This window comes from Pseudomonas sp. Pseusp3, assembly GCF_047304225.1.
Classification (GTDB): domain Bacteria; phylum Pseudomonadota; class Gammaproteobacteria; order Pseudomonadales; family Pseudomonadaceae; genus Aquipseudomonas; species Aquipseudomonas fluorescens_CD.
Map to the genome: position 1 here is coordinate 13,974 of NZ_JBGLYV010000003.1, position 22,066 is coordinate 36,039.

Here is a 22,066-nt window from a genome sequence, read left to right on the forward strand (position 1 = left end):
CCTTGAGAGCCACTTCGCGAGCAAGCCCGCTCCCACAGTTGACCGGGTTCTAACAGAGAAATACGGTCGAATGTGGGAGCGGGCTTGCTCGCGAATGCGACCTGCCAGGCAACATCACTTTCAGAGTGGCAATAAAAAACCCGGAAGTTTCCACTGTCCGGGTTTTTTATGAATCAACCACAATCAGCGGTTAAACCGCTCCACCAACGAGTACTGGGTATTGGCTGTCTTGGTCAGCTCTTCACTCAGCAATGCCGAGTTCTGCGCCTGTTCCGAGGTCTGGTCCGCCAGCTCCGAGATGTTGCTGATGTTGCGGCTGATTTCTTCGGCCACGGCGCTTTGCTCTTCGGTCGCGGCAGCGATCTGGGTGGTCATGTCGGTAATGTTGGCCACCGCTTCGCTGATCCCTACCAGTGCCTGGTCCGCTTCCAGTACCCGCGCCACGCCTTCTTCCGCCTGACGATGCCCGGCTTCCATGGTCTGCACGGCGGTGCTGGCGGTTTGCTGGAGCTTGGCTATCAGTGCATGAATCTGCCCGGTGGACTCACTGGTTCGTTGCGCCAGCTGACGGACTTCGTCGGCAACCACTGCGAAGCCACGACCCATTTCGCCGGCACGGGCCGCTTCGATGGCGGCGTTCAGGGCCAGCAGGTTGGTCTGGTCGGCGATGCCTTTGATCACGTCGACCACGCCACCGATTTCGTTGCTGTCCTTGGCCAGTTGGGTCACGGTCACGCCGGTTTCACCGACTACCACCGACAGGCGCTGGATGGCTTCGCGGGTTTCCCCGGCGATGTCACGACCGCGACCGGTCAGGCGATTGGCTTCCTGGGTGGCGTCAGCGGTGCGTTGCACGTGGCTGGCGACTTCCTGGGTGGTAGCGGCCATCTGGTTGACCGCGGTGGCCACTTGCTCGGTTTCGACGCGTTGACGTTCCAGACCGCTGGAGCTGTTGTGCGCCAGGGTATCGGACTGCCTGGCCTGGTCGGTCAGGTGTTCGGCCGTGTCCTGCAGGCGCGTCAGGCAGGTTTTCAGGCGTGCTTCCTGGCTGAGGATGGACATTTCCAGACGCGCCTGGGCGCCGCGACTGTCGGTGTACATCTGTGCGATCAACGGGTCGGAGGTCGTCTGCTCGGCCAGGCGCAGCAAGCGCTTGAGGCCGCGTTGTTGCCACTGAAGGCCCATCAGGCCCAGCGGCACCGAGAGCCCGGCTGCCAGGGCAAACCCCCAATGGGAGTTCAGCGACGCACCGATCATGAAGCTCAATTGGCTGACCAGAATGAACGGCAGCCAGTCCTGCAGGATCGGCAGCCATTTATCCGACGAGGGTACGGCCGACTTGCCCTGGTTGATGCGTTGGTAGAGCGCCTCGGCGCGGCGGATCTGTTCGGCGGTGGGCTTGACCCGCACCGACTCGTAACCGATCACCTGATTGCCTTCGAAGATCGGTGTCACATAGGCGTTCACCCAGTAATGATCACCGGTCTTGCAGCGATTCTTGACAATGCCCATCCATGGCAAGCCTTGTTTCAGTGTGCCCCACATGTGTGCGAACACCGCGGCCGGCACATCAGGGTGACGGACCAGGTTGTGCGGTGCGCGGATCAGCTCCTCTCGGGAAAACCCGCTGATTTCGACGAATGCGTCGTTACAGTAGGTAATCATGCCCTTGGCATCGGTGGTGGAAATCAACCGTTGCTGAGCCGGGAAGGTCCGCTCGCGTTGTGTAATTGGCTGGTTGTTACGCATGGCTTTCTTAATCCGCAAGGCTTTCAAGTGCTGTATCGGCAAGATCGGCGGATTGTTGAGATTATTTTTCGATAATCAGCCATGCGTCGCAAAATGACCCATGCGTCAGCCGGCGAGCATCGGATAGGTGAACAGGCCGAAGTGCAGCAGGTTCAAGCCAAAGTGGCTGGCGATTGCGGCCGCCAGCCCACCGAAACGGTAGGCCAGGCCATAGCCGACCCCGGCCAGCGTTGCCAGTAACACCCACTGCCATCCTGCGCCGATATGGGCCAGGCCGAAGGCCGATGACGCCAGCAACAGGGCGAGGTTTTCACCCTGGGGGCGGTGTTTCAGGCACCGGCTCAGGCCGCCCTGGATGTAGCCACGGAACAGTGCTTCCTCGACCAGCGTCACCAGCAGCAGATTGTTCAGCAACCACAACCAGGCTTGATCCGGCCATTTCGGCGCCCAGGCGATGACCCCCAGCAACAGCGCGCCGCCCAGTGCCAGCAGGGCGCTCAAGGTCAGTGCCAGTGAGGTGGCATACAGCGCTGGCCGAAGCGAACGGCGGCCGACAATCCACGGGCAAACCAGCAACAGCCAGAAGCCGATCAGCGGTTTGTCCAGATTCAGGTGCATCGCAAATAACACGGCGTTATCGGTGAAACGCTGGGGATCGATACCGCGACCGTTGTAGAAGCCGGGAAGCCAATGTGTCGCCAGGGTCAAAGCCAGGACGATAAACAGCCCGTGGCCGAGATAGCGAACAAAAGGAATTTCGCGCTGGCGAACCGCCGCACCGGCGACCAGTAACAGGAACACCGAGATTGCAGAGAGCCAACCGAGATGGCCGTAAGTCAGCGCCAGTCCATAGCCGAGGGTGAGCAGGGCCAGAAACGTCCATGGCAGGGCAATCATTTGAAGTCCTTGTGTCGGGATTTGCGGCGCGCGGCCACCGTCTGTGGGAGCGGGCTTGCTCGCGATAGCTTACTGACTGTCCCCAACAAAAACACCGCCCGAAGGCGGTGTCTTTGTCAGCGCTCGGTCAAGACGCGATCAATTGCCGCAACACGTAGTGCAGAATCCCTCCGGACTTGAAGTACTCCACCTCGTTGAGCGTATCGATGCGGCACAGCACTTCGACTTTTTCGCTGCTGCCGTTTTCACGGGTTATGACCAGGTTCAGGTTCATCCGTGGAGTCAGCTCGACGCCAGTCAGGCCGAGGATGTCCAGGGTTTCACTGCCGTTGAGTTTCAGGCTCTTGCGGTTCTGATCCAGCTTGAACTGCAACGGCAGCACGCCCATGCCTACCAGGTTGGAACGGTGAATCCGTTCGAAGCTTTCGGCGATGACCGCCTTCACTCCCAGCAGGTTGGTGCCTTTGGCCGCCCAGTCGCGACTCGATCCGGTGCCGTATTCCTGGCCGGCGATCACCACCAGCGGCGTGCCCGAAGCCTGATAACGCATGGCGGCGTCGTAGATCGGCATTTTCTCCCCGGTGGGTATGTAGCGGGTGTTGCCGCCTTCCTCGCCGCCGAGCATTTCGTTGCGTATGCGGATGTTGGCGAAGGTGCCGCGCATCATCACTTCATGGTTGCCGCGCCGCGAGCCGTAGGAGTTGAAGTCCCGCGGTTCCACGCCTTTGTCGCGCAGGTATTGCCCGGCCGGGCTGTCCGCCTTGATGTTGCCGGCGGGGGAGATGTGGTCGGTGGTCACCGAGTCGCCGAGCAGTGCCAGGACGCGCGCGCCGCTGACATCCCTGACCACTGGCGGTGGGCCGCCGATGTCGTCGAAAAACGGTGGATGCTGGATGTAGGTTGAGTCGTCCTGCCAGACATAGGTCGCCGCTTGCGGGACTTCAATTGCCTGCCATTGCTCGTCACCGGCGAACACTTCGGCGTATTCCTTGTGGAACATCGCGGTGTTGACCTGGGTGACCGCGTCGGCAATTTCCTTGCTGCTTGGCCAGATGTCCCGCAGGTAAACCGGTTTGCCGTCCTTGTCATTGCCCAATGGCTCGCGGCTGAGGTCGGTACGTACCGTGCCCGCCAGCGCATAAGCGACCACCAACGGCGGGGAGGCCAGCCAGTTGGTTTTCACCAATGGATGCACCCGGCCTTCGAAGTTGCGATTACCCGAGAGCACGGAAGCCACTGTGAGGTCGGCTTGCTGGATGGCTTTCTCGATGGGCTCCGACAGCGGCCCGGAGTTGCCGATGCAGGTGGTGCAGCCATAGCCGACCAGGGCAAAGCCCAATTCATCGAGGTATTGGGTCAGGCCGGCCGCCTTGTAGTAGTCGGTGACCACTTTCGAGCCGGGGGCCAGCGAACTCTTCACCCAAGGCTTGCGCTTCAGGCCTTTTTCCACGGCTTTCTTCGCCACCAGCCCGGCCGCCATCATCACGCTCGGGTTCGAGGTATTGGTGCAGGAGGTGATGGCGGCAATCACCACCGCGCCGTTTTTCAGGCGATAGGTCTGGCCTTCGTGGTGGTAATCCGCTTCACCGGCCATATCGGCGTTGCCGACGGCGACGCCGCCACCGCCTTCGCTTTCCAGGCGGCCTTCTTCCTTGCTGGTGGGCTTGAATTGCAGGTCGATGAAGTCACTGAAGGCTTGGGCGACATTCGGCAGCGACACCCGGTCCTGCGGGCGTTTCGGTCCCGCGAGGCTGGCTTCGACACTGCCCATGTCCAGCGCCAGGCTGTCGGTGAACAGCGGCTCCTGGCCGGGCAGGCGCCACAAGCCCTGAGCCTTGCTGTAGGCCTCGACCAGTTGCACCGTTTCGAGGGTACGGCCAGACAGGCGCAGGTACTCCAGCGTTACCTCGTCCACCGGGAAGAAACCGCAGGTGGCGCCGTATTCCGGAGCCATGTTGGCGATGGTCGCGCGGTCGGCCAGCGGCAGGTCGGCGAGGCCGTCGCCGTAGAATTCGACGAATTTGCCCACCACGCCTTTCTTGCGCAGCATCTGGGTGACGGTCAGCACCAGGTCGGTGGCGGTGATGCCTTCCTTGAGCTTGCCGGTGAGTTTGAAACCGATCACTTCCGGAATCAGCATCGACACCGGTTGCCCGAGCATCGCCGCTTCCGCCTCGATACCGCCGACACCCCAGCCGAGCACGCCGAGGCCGTTGATCATGGTGGTGTGGGAATCGGTGCCCACCAACGTGTCGGGGAAGGCATAGGTGTGGCCGTCCTCGTCCTTGGTCCAGACCGTGCGGCCGAGGTATTCAAGATTCACCTGGTGGCAGATCCCGGTGCCCGGCGGCACCACGCTGAAATTATCGAAGGCACTCTGGCCCCAGCGCAGGAACGCATAACGCTCGCCATTGCGCTGCATTTCAATGTCGACGTTTTGCTCGAAGGCGCTGCTGCTGGCGAACTTGTCGACCATTACCGAGTGGTCGATCACCAGGTCCACCGGCGACAAGGGGTTGATCCGCTGCGGATTGCCGCCGGCCTTGGCCATCGCCGCACGCATGGCGGCCAGGTCGACCACCGCCGGTACGCCGGTGAAGTCTTGCATCAGCACCCGCGCCGGGCGGTACTGGATTTCGCGGTCAGAGCGACGCTCCTTGAGCCACGCGGCCAGGGCCTTGAGGTCGGCGCCGGTGACGGTTTTTTCGTCCTCCCAGCGCAGCAGGTTTTCCAGCAGTACCTTCAACGACATCGGCAACTTGTCCAGCTCGCCCAGGCTCCTGGCGGCAGCGGGCAGGCTGAAGTAGTGGTAGGTCTTGTTGCCGACTTGCAGGGTTTTCAAAGTCTTCAGGCTATCGAGGGACGGCATTGCAATCACTCCTTTAAGTCCGCACGGCTACGGACTGAGGGAACGGACAGAGCCTTAAACCTAGCCCTGTTTTCGGTAGCTGGCTAATAACCGGACTCTATCGACAAGCTCCAGCTCCCGATCTCGGCTATCATGCGCCGGTTTTCGTGACAGGCTTTGCTTTAGCGCAAGCGGTCTCTCTTTGTAGGAGCGAGCCTGCTCGCGATGGACGTTAACGATAACGCGTGTTTCCTGAATACATGCGCCGCCCTTGAGTCCATCGCGAGCCTGCTCGCTCCTACAGGGTCCAGGAGTAAGAATGAACACCCTATTCATGCATTGCCGGCCGGGCTTCGAAGGTGAAGTCTGTTCCGAGATTTCCGACCTTGCCGCACGGCTGAACGTGGCCGGTTATGCCAAGGCCAAGGCCGCCACGGCTTGCGCCGAATTCGTCTGCACCGAAGAAGACGGCGCCGAGCGCCTGATGCGCGGGCAGCGTTTCGCCGAGCTGATCTTCCCGCGCCAGTGGGCCCGGGGGATATTCATCGACCTGCCGGAAACCGACCGCATCAGCGTGATCCTCGATCATATGGCGGACTTTCCGCTGTGCGGCAGCCTGTGGCTGGAAATGGTCGACACCAACGATGGCAAGGAACTGTCGAACTTCTGCAAGAAATTCGAAGTGCACCTGCGCAAGGCGCTGATGGCTGCTGGCAAACTGGTGGAGGACGCGCACAAGCCGCGTCTGCTGCTGACCTTCAAAAGCGGTCGTGAAGTGTTCATGGGCCTGGCCGAATCGAACAACTCGGCCATGTGGCCGATGGGCATTCCCCGTTTGAAGTTTCCACGGGAGGCGCCGAGCCGCTCGACCCTGAAGCTGGAAGAGGCCTGGCACCACTTCATCCCGCGCGACCAGTGGGACGAGCGCCTGCACAGCGACATGACCGGCGTCGACCTGGGGGCCGCTCCCGGTGGCTGGACCTGGCAACTGGTCAACCGCGGCATGCTGGTGACCGCCATCGACAACGGCCCGATGGCCGAAAGCCTGATGGACACCGGTCTGGTGCAACATCTGATGGCCGACGGTTTCACCTTCAAGCCCAAGCAGCCGGTGGACTGGATGGTCTGCGACATCGTCGAGAAGCCGGCGCGTAACGCCGCGATGCTGGAAGAGTGGATCGGCGACGGCCATTGCCGCGAGGCGGTGGTCAACCTCAAGCTGCCGATGAAACAGCGTTATGCCGAAGTGAAACGGTTGCTGGAGCGTATTGCCGATGGCTTCAAGGCACGGGGCATCAAGGTCGAGATCGGCTGCAAGCAGCTGTACCACGACCGCGAGGAAGTGACGTGCCATTTGCGTCGGCTGGACGTGAAGAAACCCAAGACCCGCTGATTGACGAGACCCCCTGTGGGAGCGGGCTTGCTCGCGAAGGCGTCGTGTCAGTCGACATCAACGTTGCTGATACACCGCTTTCGCGAGCAAGCCCGCTCCCACAGGTCAGTGGTAATCCCACCAGGGCGGCGTTTTGCCACAGATGACGTTGCACCCGGCAATGCGCGACAATGCCGGCCAGTTTCAGGAGTGAATCATGAGTGAAATGCTTGATACGCCGGTAGACGGCACCCTCGACGCCACCGGCCTCAACTGCCCCGAGCCGGTGATGATGCTGCACCAGCACATCCGTGACCTGGTGCCCGGCGGCCTGCTCAAGGTGATCGCCACCGACCCGTCGACCCGTCGCGACATTCCCAAGTTCTGTGTGTTTCTCGACCACGAACTGGTGGGGCAGCATGAGGAGGAAGGCACCTACCTCTACTGGATTCGCAAGAAGTCTGTTTAAGCTCGCATCATGACGCCACTGTAGGAGCGAGCTTGCTCGCGAAAATAACGAAGGTGCTGTTGGGCATCTGGTTTTTGCGCGTTATCGTTCACGACCTTCGCGAGCAAGCTCGCTCCTACAATTTTCGCAAGTCAACCGGCCGAGCGGCTGTTACGAATCCGTTTGCGCGCACTGAGCGTCAGGCGGATCGACAGCATCAGCGCCGCACAGCTCAAGCCGGCGATCAGCCCTTCCCACAGCCCGCTCGGGCCGCTGGCCGGACCGAACCAGTCGGTCAGTCCCAGCACGTAACCGACCGGCAGGCCGATGCCCCAATAGGCGAACAAGGTCAGGATCATCGTCACCCGGGTATCCTGGTAGCCACGCAACGCGCCTGCGCAAATCACCTGGATGGCATCGGAAAACTGATACAGCGCGGCATAGACAATCAGCATCGACGCAATCTGGATCACGTTCCTGTCAGGCGTGTAGATCGAGGCGATAGGCTCGCGCAAAAGCAGGATCAGGCTCGCCGAGAATGCCGCGAACACCAGTGCCGCGCCGAGCCCGACCTTCGCCGCAAAGCGTGCCTGCCAGGGATTGCCGGCCCCCAGTGCCTGACCCACCCTCACCGTTACCGCCATGCCCAGCGAGTAAGGAATCATGAACAGCAAGGAGCTGATATTGAGAGCGATTTGATGCCCGGCCACCACGGTAGAACCGAGACTGCCGATCAACAGGGCGATGACCGCGAAGATGCTGGACTCGGCGAAGACCGCGATACCGATCGGCAGGCCAATGCCGACCAGGCGCTTGATCACCGCCCATTGCGGACGGTCGAGGCGCACCAGCACGCGGGTGCGGGCATAGAAGGGGGCCCAGAACGTCCAGCCGGCCATGCTCAAGGCCATGAACCACATCACTATACCGCTGGCCCAACCGCAACCGACGCCACCCAGGGCCGGTGCACCGAAATGGCCATAGATCAACGCATAGTTCAGCGGGATGTTCAGCAGCAGGCCGCACAGGCCGATGACCATGCTCGGACGGGTCCGCCCCATGCCATCGCTGTAGCAGCGCAGTACGTAATAAAACGCCATGCCCGGCAAGCCGAAGGCGATACCGTGCAGGTAACCCATGCTCGGCTCGATCAATTGTGGATCGACTTTCATCCAGTGCAGGATCGGCTCGGCGCCGAGCAGCAGGCCACTGCCGATCAGCCCGACACACAGTGCGAGCCACAGTGCCTGGCGCACCAGTGGCCCGATCTCGTCAAACTGCCTGGCGCCAAAGCGTTGTGCGACCTTGGGTGTGGTCGCCAGCAGCACACCGGACATCAACAGGTAGACCGGAATCCAGATCGAGTTGCCCAGGGCCACGGAGGCCAGGTCCCGCGGGCTGACGCGGCCGGCCATGACTGCATCGACGAAGCCCATGGCGGTGGTGGCCAGTTGCGCGATCATGATGGGCAGAGCCAGGCCGAGCAGGCCCTTGAGTTCCAGGCGAACCGGGGTCGTGCGTGGGGTGGCGGTAGTGTCAGTCACGGAATTCACAAGCGAAGCGTCCAGAGGTTTTGATGCGCAGGGCCGCGCATTCTACGCGTTGACGCAGCGGTCAGGAAAAGACTGTGTTGGGTATTTGTAATCGCACCGCTCTCCCCGTAGGAGCGAGCTCGCTCGCGATGAATGTCAGGGCATCGAGTTCATTCAGGCAGCCCTCGTTATCGTTAACGCCCATCGCGAGCATGCTCGCTCCTACACAGGGATGCATTCTGCGCCTACACTGCCAACCCGCCAAAGGAGCCTGCCATGCTGATTGTTGCCGACGAAAATATCCCCCTGTTCGATGCTTTCTTTGAAGGCTTCGGTGAAATCCGCCGGATGCCGGGGCGCGCCATCGACCGTGCCACGGTCGAGCAGGCCGATGTGCTGCTGGTGCGTTCGGTGACCAACGTCAATCGCGCGCTGCTCGAAGGCAGCAAGGTGCGCTTTGTCGGTACGTGCACCATCGGCACCGATCATCTGGATCTGGATTACTTTCAGCAGGCCGGTATCACCTGGGCCAGCGCGCCGGGCTGCAATGCCCGCGGCGTGGTCGACTATGTGCTCGGCAGCTTGCTGACCCTGGCCGAAATCGAAGGCGCCGACCTGACCCGGCGGACCTACGGTGTGGTCGGTGCCGGTGAAGTGGGCGGACGGCTGGTCAAGGTCCTGCAAGGCCTGGGCTGGAAGGTGCTGGTGTGCGATCCACCACGGCAAGCGGCTGAAGGCGGTGACTACGTCAGCCTCGAGCAGATCATCGAGACGTGCGACGTCATCAGTCTGCACACGCCATTGACCAAGCAGGGCCAGCAGTCGACCTGGCATTTATTCGATGAAAAACGTCTGAACCAGCTCAGGTCCGGCACCTGGCTGATCAATGCCAGTCGCGGACCTGTGGTCAACAACGCGGCACTGCGCGATGTGCTGCTGGAGCGCGAAGACCTGCAAGCGGTGCTCGATGTCTGGGAAGGCGAGCCTGAAGTCGACGTGGCGCTCGCCGAACTGTGCGTGCTGGCAACGCCGCACATTGCCGGTTACAGCCTCGATGGCAGGCAGCGGGGGACCGCGCAGATCTATCAGGCGTATTGCGACTTCCTCGGGCAACCGGCCCGCGTCAGCCTGAGCGATTTGCTGCCGGCGCCGTGGCTGTCGCACGTGACCCTGGATGCGCAAACCGACCCGGCCTGGGCGTTGGCGATGCTCTGCCGTGGCGTGTATGACCCGCGTCGTGACGATGCGGATTTCCGTCGCAGCCTTGTCGGCAGTGTCAGCGAGCAGCGTGCGGCATTCGATGTGCTGCGCAAGCAATACCCGTCGCGCCGTGAGATCGACGGGTTGCAGGTGCGGATCGAGGGTGACTCGGCTGAGCTGCAGAGGATTGTGGCGGCGTTGGGGGCGACGGCAATCTGATGGACCGCGGTGGCCCCTTCGCGAGCAGGATCTTCATGCACCACAAATCCCCTGTAGGAGCGAGCATGCTCGCGATGGTCGCCAACGATGACGCGGGAAACCTGACACCCCGCGGTGCTCTCAGGTTCATCGCGAGCAAGCTCGCTCCTACAGAGAAGGGGTAATTGCTTTTTTTGCCGGCAATAAAAAACCCGGCCAACAATGGGCCGGGTCAAGAAGACGGTGGCTATATCACTTTTGTTCGGCAGGTTTGACCAATCGCTTTTCCAGTTCGCGGCAAGCGGTCTGGATCATCTTTTCAGTGATCGGTACTTCGCGACCCTGCTCGTCAATAATCGAGCAACCCAGAGACTGGTCTGGTTGCGTGCGGATCACTTGAATCTTGTCATCGCTGCTGTGTTGCAAGGACATGGCCTGTCTCCTCATCAGGTTGTGTGCTTACTGTAGAACCGCCAGGTGACCGGGCTATGACAACTCCCTGCGATCTTTCCCGGGGGACAGAACCAGTCCACCAGAAATGCCACCACGTGGCTAGCCGAACTTTAGACCAATAGCGTCTAGCCTCTAGTGTTGGCGGACATAATTAACCTGACTCATTGTGATTTGCAGCGAGCCACCCCATTGAGCGGTGTAGGCTGACTCTATTGACTGCTTTGTCCTGGATGAATTCGATGCTCTCTGTTCGTCACCGCCGTGCCTTTCGCCTGGCCAGTCGTTTTATCGAGCCATATCGCTGGCCGGCCTTCGGCGCCTTGCTGGCGTTGATCGTCACCGCTGGCATCACCTTGTCCATGGGGCAGGGCATTCGCCTGCTGGTGGACAAGGGGTTCATGACCCAGTCACCGCATCTGCTCAACCAGTCCATCGCTCTGTTCATGTTGCTGGTCATGGGGCTGGCGATCGGTACGTTTGTGCGGTTTTACCTGGTGTCGTGGATCGGCGAGCGCTGCGTCGCCGACATACGGCGTCAGGTGTTCAATCATCTGATTTATCTGCACCCCGGGTTTTACGAAGACAATCGCAGTTCCGAAATCCAGTCCCGCCTGACCGCCGATACCACGCTGCTGCAGTCGGTCATCGGTTCTTCGCTGTCGTTGTTCTTGCGCAATCTGCTGATGGTGATCGGCGGGATCGTCCTGTTGTTCATCACCAACCCCAAGCTCACCAGCATCGTGGTGGTGGCCTTGCCCCTGGTGATCGCGCCGATCCTGATCTTCGGACGCCGGGTGCGTAACCTCTCGCGCCTGAGTCAGGACCGGATTGCCGATATCGGCAGTTATGTGTCGGAAACCCTTGGCCAGATCAAGACCGTGCAGGCCTACAACCATCAGGCCCAGGACGAGGGACGGTTTGCCGTGACGGTGGAGGAGGCCTTCAACACCGCGCGCAAGCGTATCTTCCAGCGGGCGTGGCTGATTACCCTGGTGATCGTCCTGGTATTGGGCGCGGTCGGGGTGATGCTCTGGGTTGGCGGCATGGACGTCATCGCCGGGCGAATTTCTGCCGGCGAGCTGGCGGCATTCGTGTTCTACAGCCTGATCGTCGGCAGTGCGTTCGGCACGTTGAGCGAGGTGATCGGCGAATTGCAGCGGGCAGCCGGCGCGGCCGAACGGATTGCCGAGTTACTGCGCTCGGAAAACATCATTCTGCCACCGGTGTCGGGCGCGGTGACGCTGCCGGAACGGGTCGACGGCCACCTGCAATTGCAGAATGTGCGTTTTTCCTACCCGTCGCGGCCGGAAAGTTATGCTGTCGACGGCTTGAACCTGACCGTCAATGCCGGCGAGACGCTTGCGCTGGTCGGGCCATCAGGGGCTGGCAAGTCGACGGTGTATGACTTGCTGCTGCGCTTTTACGACCCGGCCGAGGGACGCATCCTGCTCGATGGCGTGCCGTTGACTCAACTCGATCCACTGGATCTGCGCCGCTGCTTCGCCCTGGTGTCACAAACCCCGGCGCTGTTTTTCGGCAGCATTGAAGAAAACATTCGCTACGGTAATCCGAAGGCGACTTCGGCCGAGGTGCAGGAAGCGGCAAAAATCGCTTACGCCCATGACTTTATCGAAGCCATGCCCAACGGTTACCAGACGCATCTGGGGGATGGCGGGCTCGGCCTGTCCGGCGGCCAGCGCCAACGCCTGGCCATCGCCCGTGCGCTGCTGGTGGACGCCCCGATCCTGCTCCTCGACGAAGCCACCAGCGCCCTCGACGCCCAGAGCGAACACCTGATCCAGCAGGCGCTGCCGAGCCTGATGAAAAACCGTACCACCCTGGTGATCGCCCATCGCCTGGCCACGGTGAAAAACGCCGACCGGATCGCGGTGATGGATCAGGGGAAACTGGTGGCGGTGGGGACGCATCAGGAGCTTATCGCCAGCAATGCGTTGTATGCGCGGTTGGCGGCGTTGCAGTTCAGTGATGGATTGATTAACGCTGGGGAACTCTTGTAGGAGCGAGCCTGCTCGCGATGGTCGTCAATGATGACGCGGGATGCCTGACACCCGGCGGCACTCTAATGTCCATCGCGAGCATGCTCGTTCCTACAGTGATCATTGATCATCGAAGTACCGCTCATGCCAATCCACGATCGGTTGTGGCGAATTGAGCTTCTGACCGTAGATCACCGAGTACGACAATACGTTTTGCACGTACTGGCGGGTTTCGTCGAATGGGATGCTTTCTACCCACACGTCGAAACTCAGGTGGTCCGCACCGCGCAGCCATTGGCGTACGCGGCCGGGGCCGGCGTTGTAGGCGGCGGAGGCAAGCACACGGTTGCCGTTGAACTGGCTGTGCACCTGGCTCAGGTAGGCGGCACCGAGCTGGATGTTCTTGTCCGGATCGAACAATTGCTGTGGCGAGCTATAGGGAATGCTGAACTTGCGTGCGGTTTCCTTGGCGGTGGCGGGCATCAGTTGCATCAGGCCCGAGGCGCCGACCCCGGAGCGGGCGTCGTCCATGAACGCACTTTCCTGGCGGGTGATGGCGAACGCCCAGCTCGGATGCAGGCCGCGGTTCTTCGCTTCACGCACCAGCGTTTCTCGGTGAGCCATCGGGAAACGGATATCCAGGTCGTCCCAATACTGCGCCTGACTGATGGTGCGGATCGCCGGGAAGTACCATTTCAGGTCGTAGGCCAGCTTGGCCTGGGCGACCATTTCGTCGCGGCTGAAGTGACGGCTGACGTAATACCACTCGCGGCGACCATCGACGACCTGCCCGCGGGCGTGCAGCTCCAGGGCGCGGCGCACGCCAGGGGTGTTGCGCACTTTGTTGATGGTGGCCTGGCTGAGCACCAGCGGTTTGTTGAGCAGCGAGTAGGGCGACTGTGAGCGATCGGCGGCGAGGAAGCCGTAGAAGTCGCGTTCGCGGGCCAGGCTTTTATAGAGCGTCTGCGCTTCCGGATTCTGCGGTTGCGCCAGTTCCAGGCTACGGGCCTGCCAGTAGCGCCAGCGGTTGGTGGTTGCCAGGTCCTGGGGCAGGCGGCGGGTCAACTGATAGGCATCGTCCCAGCGCGCCAGGCGCAGGAGCAGGCGCAAGCGCCATTCGGAAACCGTGTTGTCGCGCAGCTCGGGGTCGTATTTGGTCATGACATCCAGCGCACGGCTGTCGAAACGTCGCGCAAGGGTCAGGCCGATTTCCCGGGCGATCGCCACTTTTTCATCCCGGGAGAAGTGCATGCTGCTGGCGTAGCCATCAAGCAGGTCCATGGCCTTGTCCGGGTCCTGGCGAGCCAGGCGGCGCAGGCCGAGGCTGACCACGTCGGACATGGCTTCATCGGCCGGGGTGAAGCGTGACGGCTGGTTGAGCAGTTCCGGTTTCTGCGCGACGTCCACCAGCAGGCGACCGCGAGGGGCGAGGGTGGTCATGCCGTTGACCAGGCTGTTGGCCAGCGGGTAGTTGCGCGCCTGGGCCGCGAGTTTGGCGCGTTCCCAGCGTTTTTGCTCGGTCAACTGGCCGTCCGCGGCCCACATGCCGAACAAGGCATCGCAGGCCTCGGGTTGGGATTTGCCGGTCAACCAGAGCTTTTCAGTGTTGGCATAACCTTCGGATTTGAGGTTATGGCTGACCTGGTACTGCGCATTCAGGCAGTCCAGTTCGGTGAAGTTCATCTTGGGGTCGTAATACCTGACGAAGGTCGCCCAGTCGCCCCGTTCCGCCAGCCAGCGCAACCAGCGCAGTTTCATCCAGTTGGCCTGGGGCAGGTCGCCGTGTTCGGCGAGGAATTTCTCGATTTCGGCGTTGCTCGCGGTTTTCAGGCGTGCTGTCAGCTCGTCGTAAGCCAGGTACGGTTCCAGTGGATAATCGGCGAGGGCCTGGCTGTAACGGAAGTACGGGCCGCTATCGCCCTTGGCCAGGGCGCGTTTGGCTTCATCGTAATACTGGCGTTGGGTGGAAAGGTCCACCGCCTGGGCGGATTGAACGGCAGCGGCAGAGAGAAGAAAACAGGATAAAAGTCTGAAGAGGCGACTGCGCATGAGACGTCCGGGCAGAGAAATCATGACAAGTGCGGGCCGGGCCCGCACTGAATTGTCTGTAGCTTAGCCTTTTGCCAGCAGCCGGCGAAAGCTTTGCGGGCGTTCCCGCATCAGTTCGCAACATTTGTCGTTCAGAGTGCTACGAGAGTGAAATTGCCGGCCTTGTGAAGCCTCAAGTCAGGTAGAATGCGCGCCCGGTTTTTGGAGAAGCTCATGACCCTGCTCAAATTCAGCGATGTGTCCCTTGCTTTCGGCGCTATGCCGTTGTTGGACAAGGTGTCCTGGCAGATCGCCCGTGGTGAGCGGGTGTGCATCATCGGCCGCAACGGCACTGGCAAGTCCAGCATGATGAAGCTCGTCAAGGGCGACCAGAAGCCCGATGACGGCGCCGTTTGGCGCGCACCCGGGCTCAAGATCGGCGAATTGCCGCAAGAATTGCCGGTAGCCGACGAGCGGACAGTGTTCGACGTGGTGGCCGAAGGCCTTGATGGCGTCGGTGCGTTGCTCGCCGAGTATCACCACCTGAGCCAGAACATCGTCACCGATGCCGATCTGGACAAGCTGATGCACGTCCAGCACGACCTCGAAGCCCGCGATGGCTGGCGCTTGCAGACCCTCGTCGACAGCACCTTGAGCCGCCTGCAACTGCCGGCCGACAAGACCCTCGCCGAGTTGTCCGGCGGCTGGCGTCGTCGCGTCCTGCTGGCTCAGGCCCTGGTGTCCGAGCCAGACCTGCTGCTGCTCGACGAACCGACCAACCACCTGGACATCGGTGCCATCGCCTGGCTTGAAGAAGCGCTGAAGGATTTCCAGGGCGCCGTGCTGTTCATCACGCACGACCGTTCTTTCCTGCAGAACCTGGCAACCCGCATCCTTGAACTGGATCGCGGCGGGCTGATCGACTGGAACGGCGACTACGCCAGTTTCCTCGTGCACAAGGAAGCCGCACTGGCCGCCGAAGAAACCGCCAACGCGTTGTTCGACAAGCGCCTGGCCCAGGAAGAAGTGTGGATTCGCCAGGGCATCAAGGCCCGTCGTACCCGTAACGAAGGCCGTGTACGTGCGTTGAAAGCCTTGCGTGTCGAGCGTAGCGAGCGTCGTGAGCGTACCGGTAAGGCCAACATCCAGCTGGAAACTGCCGACAAGTCCGGCAAGCAGGTGATGGTGCTCGACAATGTGAGCTTCGCTCACCCGGACGGTCCGTTCCTGATCAAGGACTTCTCCATGGTGCTGCAGCGCGGCGACCGTATCGGTCTGCTCGGCGCCAACGGTACCGGCAAGACCACGCTGCTGAAGCTGATGCTCAGCGGCTTGCAGCCAACCAGCGGCAAAGTGGAAGAGGGCACCCGGATCGATGTCGCCTACTTCGACCAGTTGCGCCATCAACTGGACCTGGAAAAAACCGTGATCGACAACGTCGCCGAAGGTCGCGACTTCATCGATATCGACGGCCAGAGCCGGCATGTACTGAGCTACCTCGGTGACTTCCTGTTCAGCCCGCAGCGTGCGCGCACGCCGGTCAAGGCGCTGTCCGGTGGTGAGCGTGCCCGTCTGTTGCTGGCCAAGCTGTTCAGCAAGCCGGCGAACTTGCTGGTGCTCGACGAACCGACCAACGACCTCGACGTCGAAACCCTCGAATTGCTCGAAGAGGTCCTGCTGACCTTCAACGGCACCGTACTGATGGTCAGCCACGACCGGGCATTCCTCGATAACGTGGTCACCAGTACCCTGGTCTTCGAAGGTGAAGGCAAGGTTCGCGAGTACGTCGGTGGCTACCAGGACTGGCTGCGTCAGGGCGGCTCGCCGCGCCTGCTGGGCGTGACCGAGAGCAAGTCTGGCAAGGCCGACCTGAACTCCGCGGTGGTGAAGGCCGAGCCTGCGTCGGTGGCGGCAGCGGTCGAAGCGCCAGTGGCGAAGAAAAAGCTCAGCTACAAGTTGCAGCGCGAGCTGGAAGCGTTGCCGGGGCAGATCGAAGCCATGGAGCAGCAGATTGCCGCCGTTGAAGTACAGATGGCGGATGCGGGCTTCTATCAGCGTCCTGCTGCCGAAACGGCTGCGGTGATTGCTCAGCTGGAACAGTTGCAGGCTGAGCTCGACATCATGGTCGAGCGTTGGGCCGAGCTGGATGCCTGATTGATCCGTTAATAAAAAAGCCCGGCTTCACACATGTGAACGCCGGGTTTTTCATATGAAACCCGATCCCCTGTAGGAGCGAGCTTGCTCGCGATGAACCTGAGAGCACCGCGGGGTGTCAGGCTGCCCGCGTCATCGTTGGCGACCATCGCGAGCAAGCTCGCTCCTACAGGGGGGGCTGTGTTTTCAGCTTTTGTTTTGCAGGCGCACCGCAAGCACATCGCAAGGCGCGCCATGCAGCACGTCATTGGCGGTGGAGCCCAGAAGCAGTGCCAGGCCGTGGCGGCCATGACTGCCTACGACGATCAGGTCGCATTCCTGTTCCTTGGCCATGTGATGGATTTCCTGGCGTGGTTGGCCATAGGTCAGGTGGCTGTACTCTTTCGAGAGTTCAGGATACTTGTTGATCAACCGGTCAAGGCGCTCCTTGGCCTGATCGAACTGCTGCTGTTGCAGTTGTGACAGGTCCATTGGCACGTCGCCACCGAAGGCCATCGCCATCGGCTCGACAATGTGCACCAGTGACAGTTTCGCGCCGTTGCTCACCGACAGCTCGCGAGCGCGGTGGATCACAGGGTCGCACTCTTCGGTCAGATCTACAGCGACCAGAATATGGTTGTAGGGCATGAGGTGCTCCTCCTGAGGATTGCAATATTGGTAAGTATGGCTGGTTTCAAGCGCATTGGTTCCAAAGTGACACAATGGGCTCATCAAGAATCGGGAGTACAGATATGACGGTCTGGATAGTGGTGTCAATCCTGCTGGTGGTACTCAGCCCGCTGGCATGGTTGCGTCCCTCACGTGCCCAGAGTGGGCGTATCGGCCTGCGGATGGAGGCCCGGCGCATCGGCCTGGCCATGCAACTGGCGCCGCAGGAATGGCCGCACTGGCTGAGCCAGGAGCCGCCAAGCCCGTGCGCCCAGTACCATCGTCCGCGCCGCGGCAATCAGCCAGCGTGCTGGAGCTACTGGCAAAAATCACCGGGTCTGTGGGTGAATCAATGGCAGGAAGCCTGTGAGGACAGGGCGCTGCTCGATCATTTCGAAAAATTGCCGGCCAACGTCTACAAAGTCGAGGCGGACAAGCAAATGATCACCTTGTACTGGGGCGAGAAGGGCGAGGCCGAGGTATTGCAACAAATCGATGCCACCCTCAAGGCACTCGCCTGAAACCCGACCCCCTGTAGGAGCGAGCTCGCGATGGTCGTCAACGATGACGTGGGAAGCCTGACACCCTGTGGTGCTCTCAGGTTCATCGCGAGCGAGCTCGCTCCTACAGAGAGGGGCAATTGCCGTTTTTTTAGCAGGCAATAAAAAGCCCGACATTCATCATCGGGCTGGAGTTGGCCAGGCAGGCCGGTAAAAACGGTGTGGGCTGATCTTACGCTGGGCGTTCGCCAAAGCGTTCAACTTTTTCCCCTGGTTCCGCCAGCGTAGCCTGTTAAGCACGGGCTGCAGCGAATTAGGGCGAATTTTCTAATGATTGATCTTATGAATGTCTCCACATGCAGCCGCGTGTTGCAGGCCTTCGTCTTACAGAAATGACCGCAAAGTCGCTTTTCAACCCGCATTCTGGGCGATTGACAATTGGCGGAAATTCCGTGAAGGTGGCGTACCCAAATCAAACGGGCGTATGAATTGAGCGTTTGTTTTCAGATCGCTCCTACAGAATCCCGACTATCGCGTTGGCGGGTGTGCCGGGCAGATTGGCGTAGCATCGACGTTTAACGTCCTGCCAAGCCGGTCGCCTGCTTCCGACGTGTACTGTTCAGCTTCCATATCGTGGAGATCAGTTGATGATTTACGAAGGTAAAGCCATCACGGTTAAGGCTCTTGAAAGTGGCATCGTCGAACTGAAGTTCGACCTCAAGGGTGAGTCCGTCAACAAGTTCAACCGTCTAACCCTGAACGAACTGCGTCAGGCCGTAGACACCATCAAGGCAGATGCTTCGATCAAGGGCGTGATCGTCAGCAGTGGCAAGGACGTGTTCATCGTCGGTGCCGACATCACCGAATTTGTCGACAACTTCAAGCTGCCGGATGCAGAACTTGTTGCTGGCAACCTCGAAGCCAACAAGATTTTCAGCGATTTCGAAGACCTCAACGTCCCGACCGTCGCCGCGATCAACGGCATCGCGCTGGGTGGTGGTCTGGAAATGTGCCTGGCGGCGGACTACCGCGTCATGTCCACTACGGCCAAGATCGGTCTGCCGGAAGTCAAGCTGGGCATCTACCCGGGCTTCGGCGGTACTGTGCGCCTGCCGCGCCTGATCGGTGCCGACAATGCCATCGAGTGGATTGCCGCCGGCAAGGAAAACCGTCCTGAAGACGCGCTGAAAGTTGGCGCTGTCGACGCCGTGGTTGCTCCTGAGCAGCTGCAAGACGCCGCGCTGGAACTGATCAAGCGCGCCATCTCCGGTGAATTCGACTACAAGGCCAAACGCCAGCCGAAGCTGGAAAAGCTGAAGCTGAACGCCATCGAACAAATGATGGCTTTCGAAACCGCCAAAGGTTTCGTGGCCGGCCAGGCTGGCCCGAACTACCCGGCGCCGGTTGAAGCGATCAAGACCATCCAGAAAGCTGCGAACTTCGGTCGCGACAAGGCGCTGGAAGTCGAAGCCGCAGGTTTCGTGAAGCTGGCCAAGACCTCTGCTGCGCAGAGCCTGATCGGTCTGTTCCTGAACGATCAGGAACTGAAGAAAAAGGCCAAGGCCTACGACGAAATCGCCAAGGACGTGAAGCAGGCTGCCGTACTGGGCGCCGGCATCATGGGTGGCGGTATTGCCTATCAGTCGGCTTCCAAAGGCACGCCGATCCTGATGAAGGACATCAACGAGCACGGTATCGAGCAGGGTCTGGCCGAAGCCGCCAAACTGCTGGTCGGCCGCGTTGATAAAGGTCGCATGACCGCCGCGAAAATGGCTGAAGTGCTCAACGGCATTCGTCCAACCCTGTCGTACGGTGATTTCGGTCACGTGGACCTGGTGGTGGAAGCGGTCGTCGAAAACCCCAAGGTCAAGCAGGCTGTACTGGCTGAAGTTGAAGACCAGGTCAAAGAGGACACCATCCTGGCGTCCAACACCTCGACCATTTCCATCACTTTGCTGGCCAAGGCCCTCAAGCGTCCGGAAAACTTCGTCGGCATGCACTTCTTCAACCCGGTGCACATGATGCCGCTGGTGGAAGTGATTCGTGGCGAGAAGTCCAGTGAACTGGCCGTCGCGACTACCGTTGCCTACGCCAAGAAAATGGGCAAGAACCCGATCGTCGTCAATGACTGCCCGGGCTTCCTGGTCAACCGCGTGCTGTTCCCGTACTTCGGCGGTTTCGCCAAGTTGGTCAGCGCCGGTGTGGACTTCGTCCGTATCGACAAGATCATGGAAAAGTTCGGCTGGCCAATGGGCCCGGCCTACCTGATGGACGTGGTCGGCATCGACACTGGCCACCACGGTCGTGACGTGATGGCCGAAGGCTTCCCGGACCGCATGAAAGACGACCGTCGCTCGGCCGTTGACGTGCTCTACGAAGCCAAGCGCCTGGGCCAGAAGAACGGCAAGGGCTTCTACGCCTACGAGACCGACAAGAAAGGCAAGCAGAAGAAAGTCGCCGATCCTTCGGTACTGGAAGTGCTCAAGCCGATCGTTTACGAGCAGCGCGAAGTCACCGACGAAGACATCATCAACTGGATGATGATCCCGCTGTGCCTGGAAACCGTGCGTTGCCTGGAAGACGGCATCGTCGAAACCGCTGCCGAAGCCGACATGGGTCTGGTCTACGGTATTGGTTTCCCTCCATTCCGTGGCGGTGCGCTGCGCTACATCGATTCCATCGGTGTGGCAGAGTTCGTTGCCCTGGCTGACCAGTACGCTGATTTGGGCGCGCTGTACCACCCGACCGCGAAGCTGCGCGAAATGGCCAAGAACGGCCAGAGCTTCTTCGGTTAAGCGCCCCCAACTAGAGTGAGAGTGAACTTATGAGCTTGAATCCTAGAGACGTCGTGATTGTCGACTTCGGTCGTACTCCGATGGGCCGCTCCAAGGGCGGCATGCACCGCAACACCCGCGCCGAAGACATGTCGGCGCACCTGATCAGCAAACTGCTGGAACGTAACGTCAAGGTCGACCCGAACGAAGTCGAAGACGTGATCTGGGGCTGTGTGAACCAGACCCTGGAGCAGGGCTGGAACATCGCGCGCATGGCGTCGCTGATGACCCAGATCCCGCACACGTCGGCCGGCCAGACCGTTAGCCGTCTGTGCGGCTCGTCGATGAGCGCTCTGCACACTGCAGCGCAAGCGATCATGACCGGCAATGGTGACGTATTCGTTGTTGGCGGCGTCGAGCATATGGGTCATGTAAGCATGATGCACGGTGTCGATCCGAACCCGCACATGTCGCTGTACGCGGCGAAAGCCTCGGGCATGATGGGCCTGACCGCGGAAATGCTGGGCAAAATGCACGGCATCACTCGCGAGCAACAGGACGCTTTCGGCGTGCGCTCCCACCAACTCGCCCACAAGGCGACCGTGGAAGGCAAGTTCAAAGACGAAATCATCCCGATGCAGGGCTACGACGAGAACGGTTTCCTGAAAACCTTCGACTACGACGAAACCATTCGTCCGGAAACTACCCTGGAAAGCCTGGCGGCTCTGAAGCCGGCGTTCAATCCGAAGGGTGGCACCGTGACAGCGGGTACTTCGTCGCAGATCACCGATGGTGCTTCGTGCATGATCGTGATGTCGGCACAGCGCGCACAGGACCTGGGTATCCAGCCTCTGGCAGTGATTCGCTCGATGGCAGTGGCAGGTGTGGATCCGGCAATCATGGGCTATGGTCCAGTACCGGCCACACAAAAAGCATTGAAACGCGCGGGTCTGGGTATCTCCGACATCGACTTCTTCGAGCTCAACGAAGCTTTCGCCGCACAGGCCCTGCCAGTGCTGAAAGATCTGAAAGTGCTCGACAAGATGAACGAGAAGGTTAACCTGCACGGTGGCGCCATCGCCCTGGGCCACCCGTTCGGTTGCTCCGGTGCGCGTATCTCCGGCACTTTGCTCAATGTAATGAAGCAGAATGGCGGCACCTTCGGGGTGGCCACCATGTGCATTGGTCTCGGCCAAGGCATCTCCACCGTCTTCGAACGCGTTTAAGCGTCTCGTTGATGGAAGCCGGGGCCAAGTGCCCCGGTTTTT

At 60.6% G+C, this 22,066-nt stretch carries 15 protein-coding genes and 1 pseudogene; 9 read left to right on the forward strand and 7 right to left on the reverse strand.

Annotation, left to right across the window (positions count from 1 at the left end):
• Nucleotides 1-183: 183 nt before the first annotated feature.
• From ACCD00_RS01710 to acnA, 3 genes are all read right to left on the reverse strand, one after another.
• Nucleotides 184-1,749, reverse strand: coding sequence for a methyl-accepting chemotaxis protein (locus ACCD00_RS01710; protein ID WP_413421389.1), 1,566 nt, complete (start codon nucleotides 1,747-1,749; stop codon nucleotides 184-186).
• A gap of 105 nt (nucleotides 1,750-1,854) precedes the next feature.
• Complete coding sequence (locus ACCD00_RS01715; protein ID WP_413421390.1) at nucleotides 1,855-2,646, reverse strand: CPBP family intramembrane glutamic endopeptidase; 792 nt, start codon at nucleotides 2,644-2,646, stop codon at nucleotides 1,855-1,857.
• Between the two features lie 127 nt (nucleotides 2,647-2,773).
• Nucleotides 2,774-5,515: an aconitate hydratase AcnA gene (gene acnA / locus ACCD00_RS01720; RefSeq protein WP_413421392.1), complete on the reverse strand. Its 2,742-nt coding sequence runs from the start codon at nucleotides 5,513-5,515 to the stop codon at nucleotides 2,774-2,776.
• Between the two features lie 298 nt (nucleotides 5,516-5,813).
• Here acnA and rlmM point away from each other — a divergent pair, with 298 nt between their 5' ends.
• Nucleotides 5,814-6,887: a 23S rRNA (cytidine(2498)-2'-O)-methyltransferase RlmM gene (gene rlmM, locus ACCD00_RS01725; protein ID WP_413421394.1), complete on the forward strand. Its 1,074-nt coding sequence runs from the start codon at nucleotides 5,814-5,816 to the stop codon at nucleotides 6,885-6,887.
• Between the two features lie 196 nt (nucleotides 6,888-7,083).
• Nucleotides 7,084-7,335 carry a sulfurtransferase TusA gene (tusA, locus tag ACCD00_RS01730; RefSeq protein ID WP_057400193.1) on the forward strand — a complete coding sequence of 84 codons (252 nt, stop codon included), beginning with the start codon at nucleotides 7,084-7,086 and terminating at the stop codon, nucleotides 7,333-7,335.
• Between the two features lie 131 nt (nucleotides 7,336-7,466).
• Here the strand turns inward: tusA and ACCD00_RS01735 are convergent, their stop codons facing one another.
• Nucleotides 7,467-8,867 carry an MATE family efflux transporter gene (locus ACCD00_RS01735; RefSeq protein WP_413421397.1) on the reverse strand — a complete coding sequence of 467 codons (1,401 nt, stop codon included), beginning with the start codon at nucleotides 8,865-8,867 and terminating at the stop codon, nucleotides 7,467-7,469.
• A gap of 255 nt (nucleotides 8,868-9,122) precedes the next feature.
• On the opposite strand from ACCD00_RS01735, the gene pdxB reads away from it, so the two are divergent.
• Complete coding sequence (pdxB, locus tag ACCD00_RS01740; RefSeq protein ID WP_413421399.1) at nucleotides 9,123-10,265, forward strand: 4-phosphoerythronate dehydrogenase PdxB; 1,143 nt, start codon at nucleotides 9,123-9,125, stop codon at nucleotides 10,263-10,265.
• 65 nt (nucleotides 10,266-10,330) lie between these two features.
• A pseudogene (locus ACCD00_RS01745) lies at nucleotides 10,331-10,417 on the forward strand (outer membrane lipoprotein carrier protein LolA); the annotation flags it as partial.
• Nucleotides 10,418-10,496: 79 nt separating this feature from the next.
• Here the strand turns inward: ACCD00_RS01745 and ACCD00_RS01750 are convergent.
• Entirely contained in the window at nucleotides 10,497-10,676 is a 180-nt protein-coding gene (locus ACCD00_RS01750; protein WP_413421401.1) for a PA1571 family protein, read from the reverse strand.
• 251 nt (nucleotides 10,677-10,927) lie between these two features.
• On the opposite strand from ACCD00_RS01750, the gene ACCD00_RS01755 reads away from it, so the two are divergent.
• A complete protein-coding gene (locus ACCD00_RS01755) occupies nucleotides 10,928-12,715 on the forward strand; it encodes an ABC transporter transmembrane domain-containing protein (RefSeq protein WP_413421554.1) in 1,788 nt (595 codons plus the stop codon).
• 99 nt (nucleotides 12,716-12,814) lie between these two features.
• On the opposite strand, the gene ACCD00_RS01760 is transcribed toward ACCD00_RS01755, so the two are convergent.
• Nucleotides 12,815-14,743 (reverse strand): transglycosylase SLT domain-containing protein, encoded by a 1,929-nt coding sequence (locus tag ACCD00_RS01760; protein WP_413421402.1) that lies wholly within the window; start codon nucleotides 14,741-14,743, stop codon nucleotides 12,815-12,817.
• Between the two features lie 213 nt (nucleotides 14,744-14,956).
• Here ACCD00_RS01760 and ACCD00_RS01765 point away from each other — a divergent pair, with 213 nt between their 5' ends.
• Nucleotides 14,957-16,876, forward strand: coding sequence for an ATP-binding cassette domain-containing protein (locus ACCD00_RS01765; protein ID WP_413421404.1), 1,920 nt, complete (start codon nucleotides 14,957-14,959; stop codon nucleotides 16,874-16,876).
• 186 nt (nucleotides 16,877-17,062) lie between these two features.
• Here the strand turns inward: ACCD00_RS01765 and ACCD00_RS01770 are convergent, their stop codons facing one another.
• The gene (locus ACCD00_RS01770) at nucleotides 17,063-17,503 is read right to left on the reverse strand and encodes a universal stress protein (RefSeq protein ID WP_008022997.1); all 441 of its coding nucleotides are present in this window, start codon (nucleotides 17,501-17,503) and stop codon (nucleotides 17,063-17,065) included.
• 104 nt (nucleotides 17,504-17,607) lie between these two features.
• On the opposite strand from ACCD00_RS01770, the gene ACCD00_RS01775 reads away from it, so the two are divergent.
• From ACCD00_RS01775 to fadA, 3 genes are all read left to right on the forward strand, one after another.
• Complete coding sequence (locus ACCD00_RS01775; RefSeq protein WP_413421407.1) at nucleotides 17,608-18,045, forward strand: hypothetical protein; 438 nt, start codon at nucleotides 17,608-17,610, stop codon at nucleotides 18,043-18,045.
• Between the two features lie 626 nt (nucleotides 18,046-18,671).
• On the forward strand, nucleotides 18,672-20,819 hold the full coding sequence (gene fadB / locus ACCD00_RS01780) for a fatty acid oxidation complex subunit alpha FadB (protein ID WP_413421409.1): 2,148 nt from the start codon (nucleotides 18,672-18,674) through the stop codon (nucleotides 20,817-20,819).
• A gap of 29 nt (nucleotides 20,820-20,848) precedes the next feature.
• Nucleotides 20,849-22,024 carry an acetyl-CoA C-acyltransferase FadA gene (gene fadA, locus ACCD00_RS01785; RefSeq protein ID WP_008023006.1) on the forward strand — a complete coding sequence of 392 codons (1,176 nt, stop codon included), beginning with the start codon at nucleotides 20,849-20,851 and terminating at the stop codon, nucleotides 22,022-22,024.
• Nucleotides 22,025-22,066 lie beyond the last annotated feature (42 nt).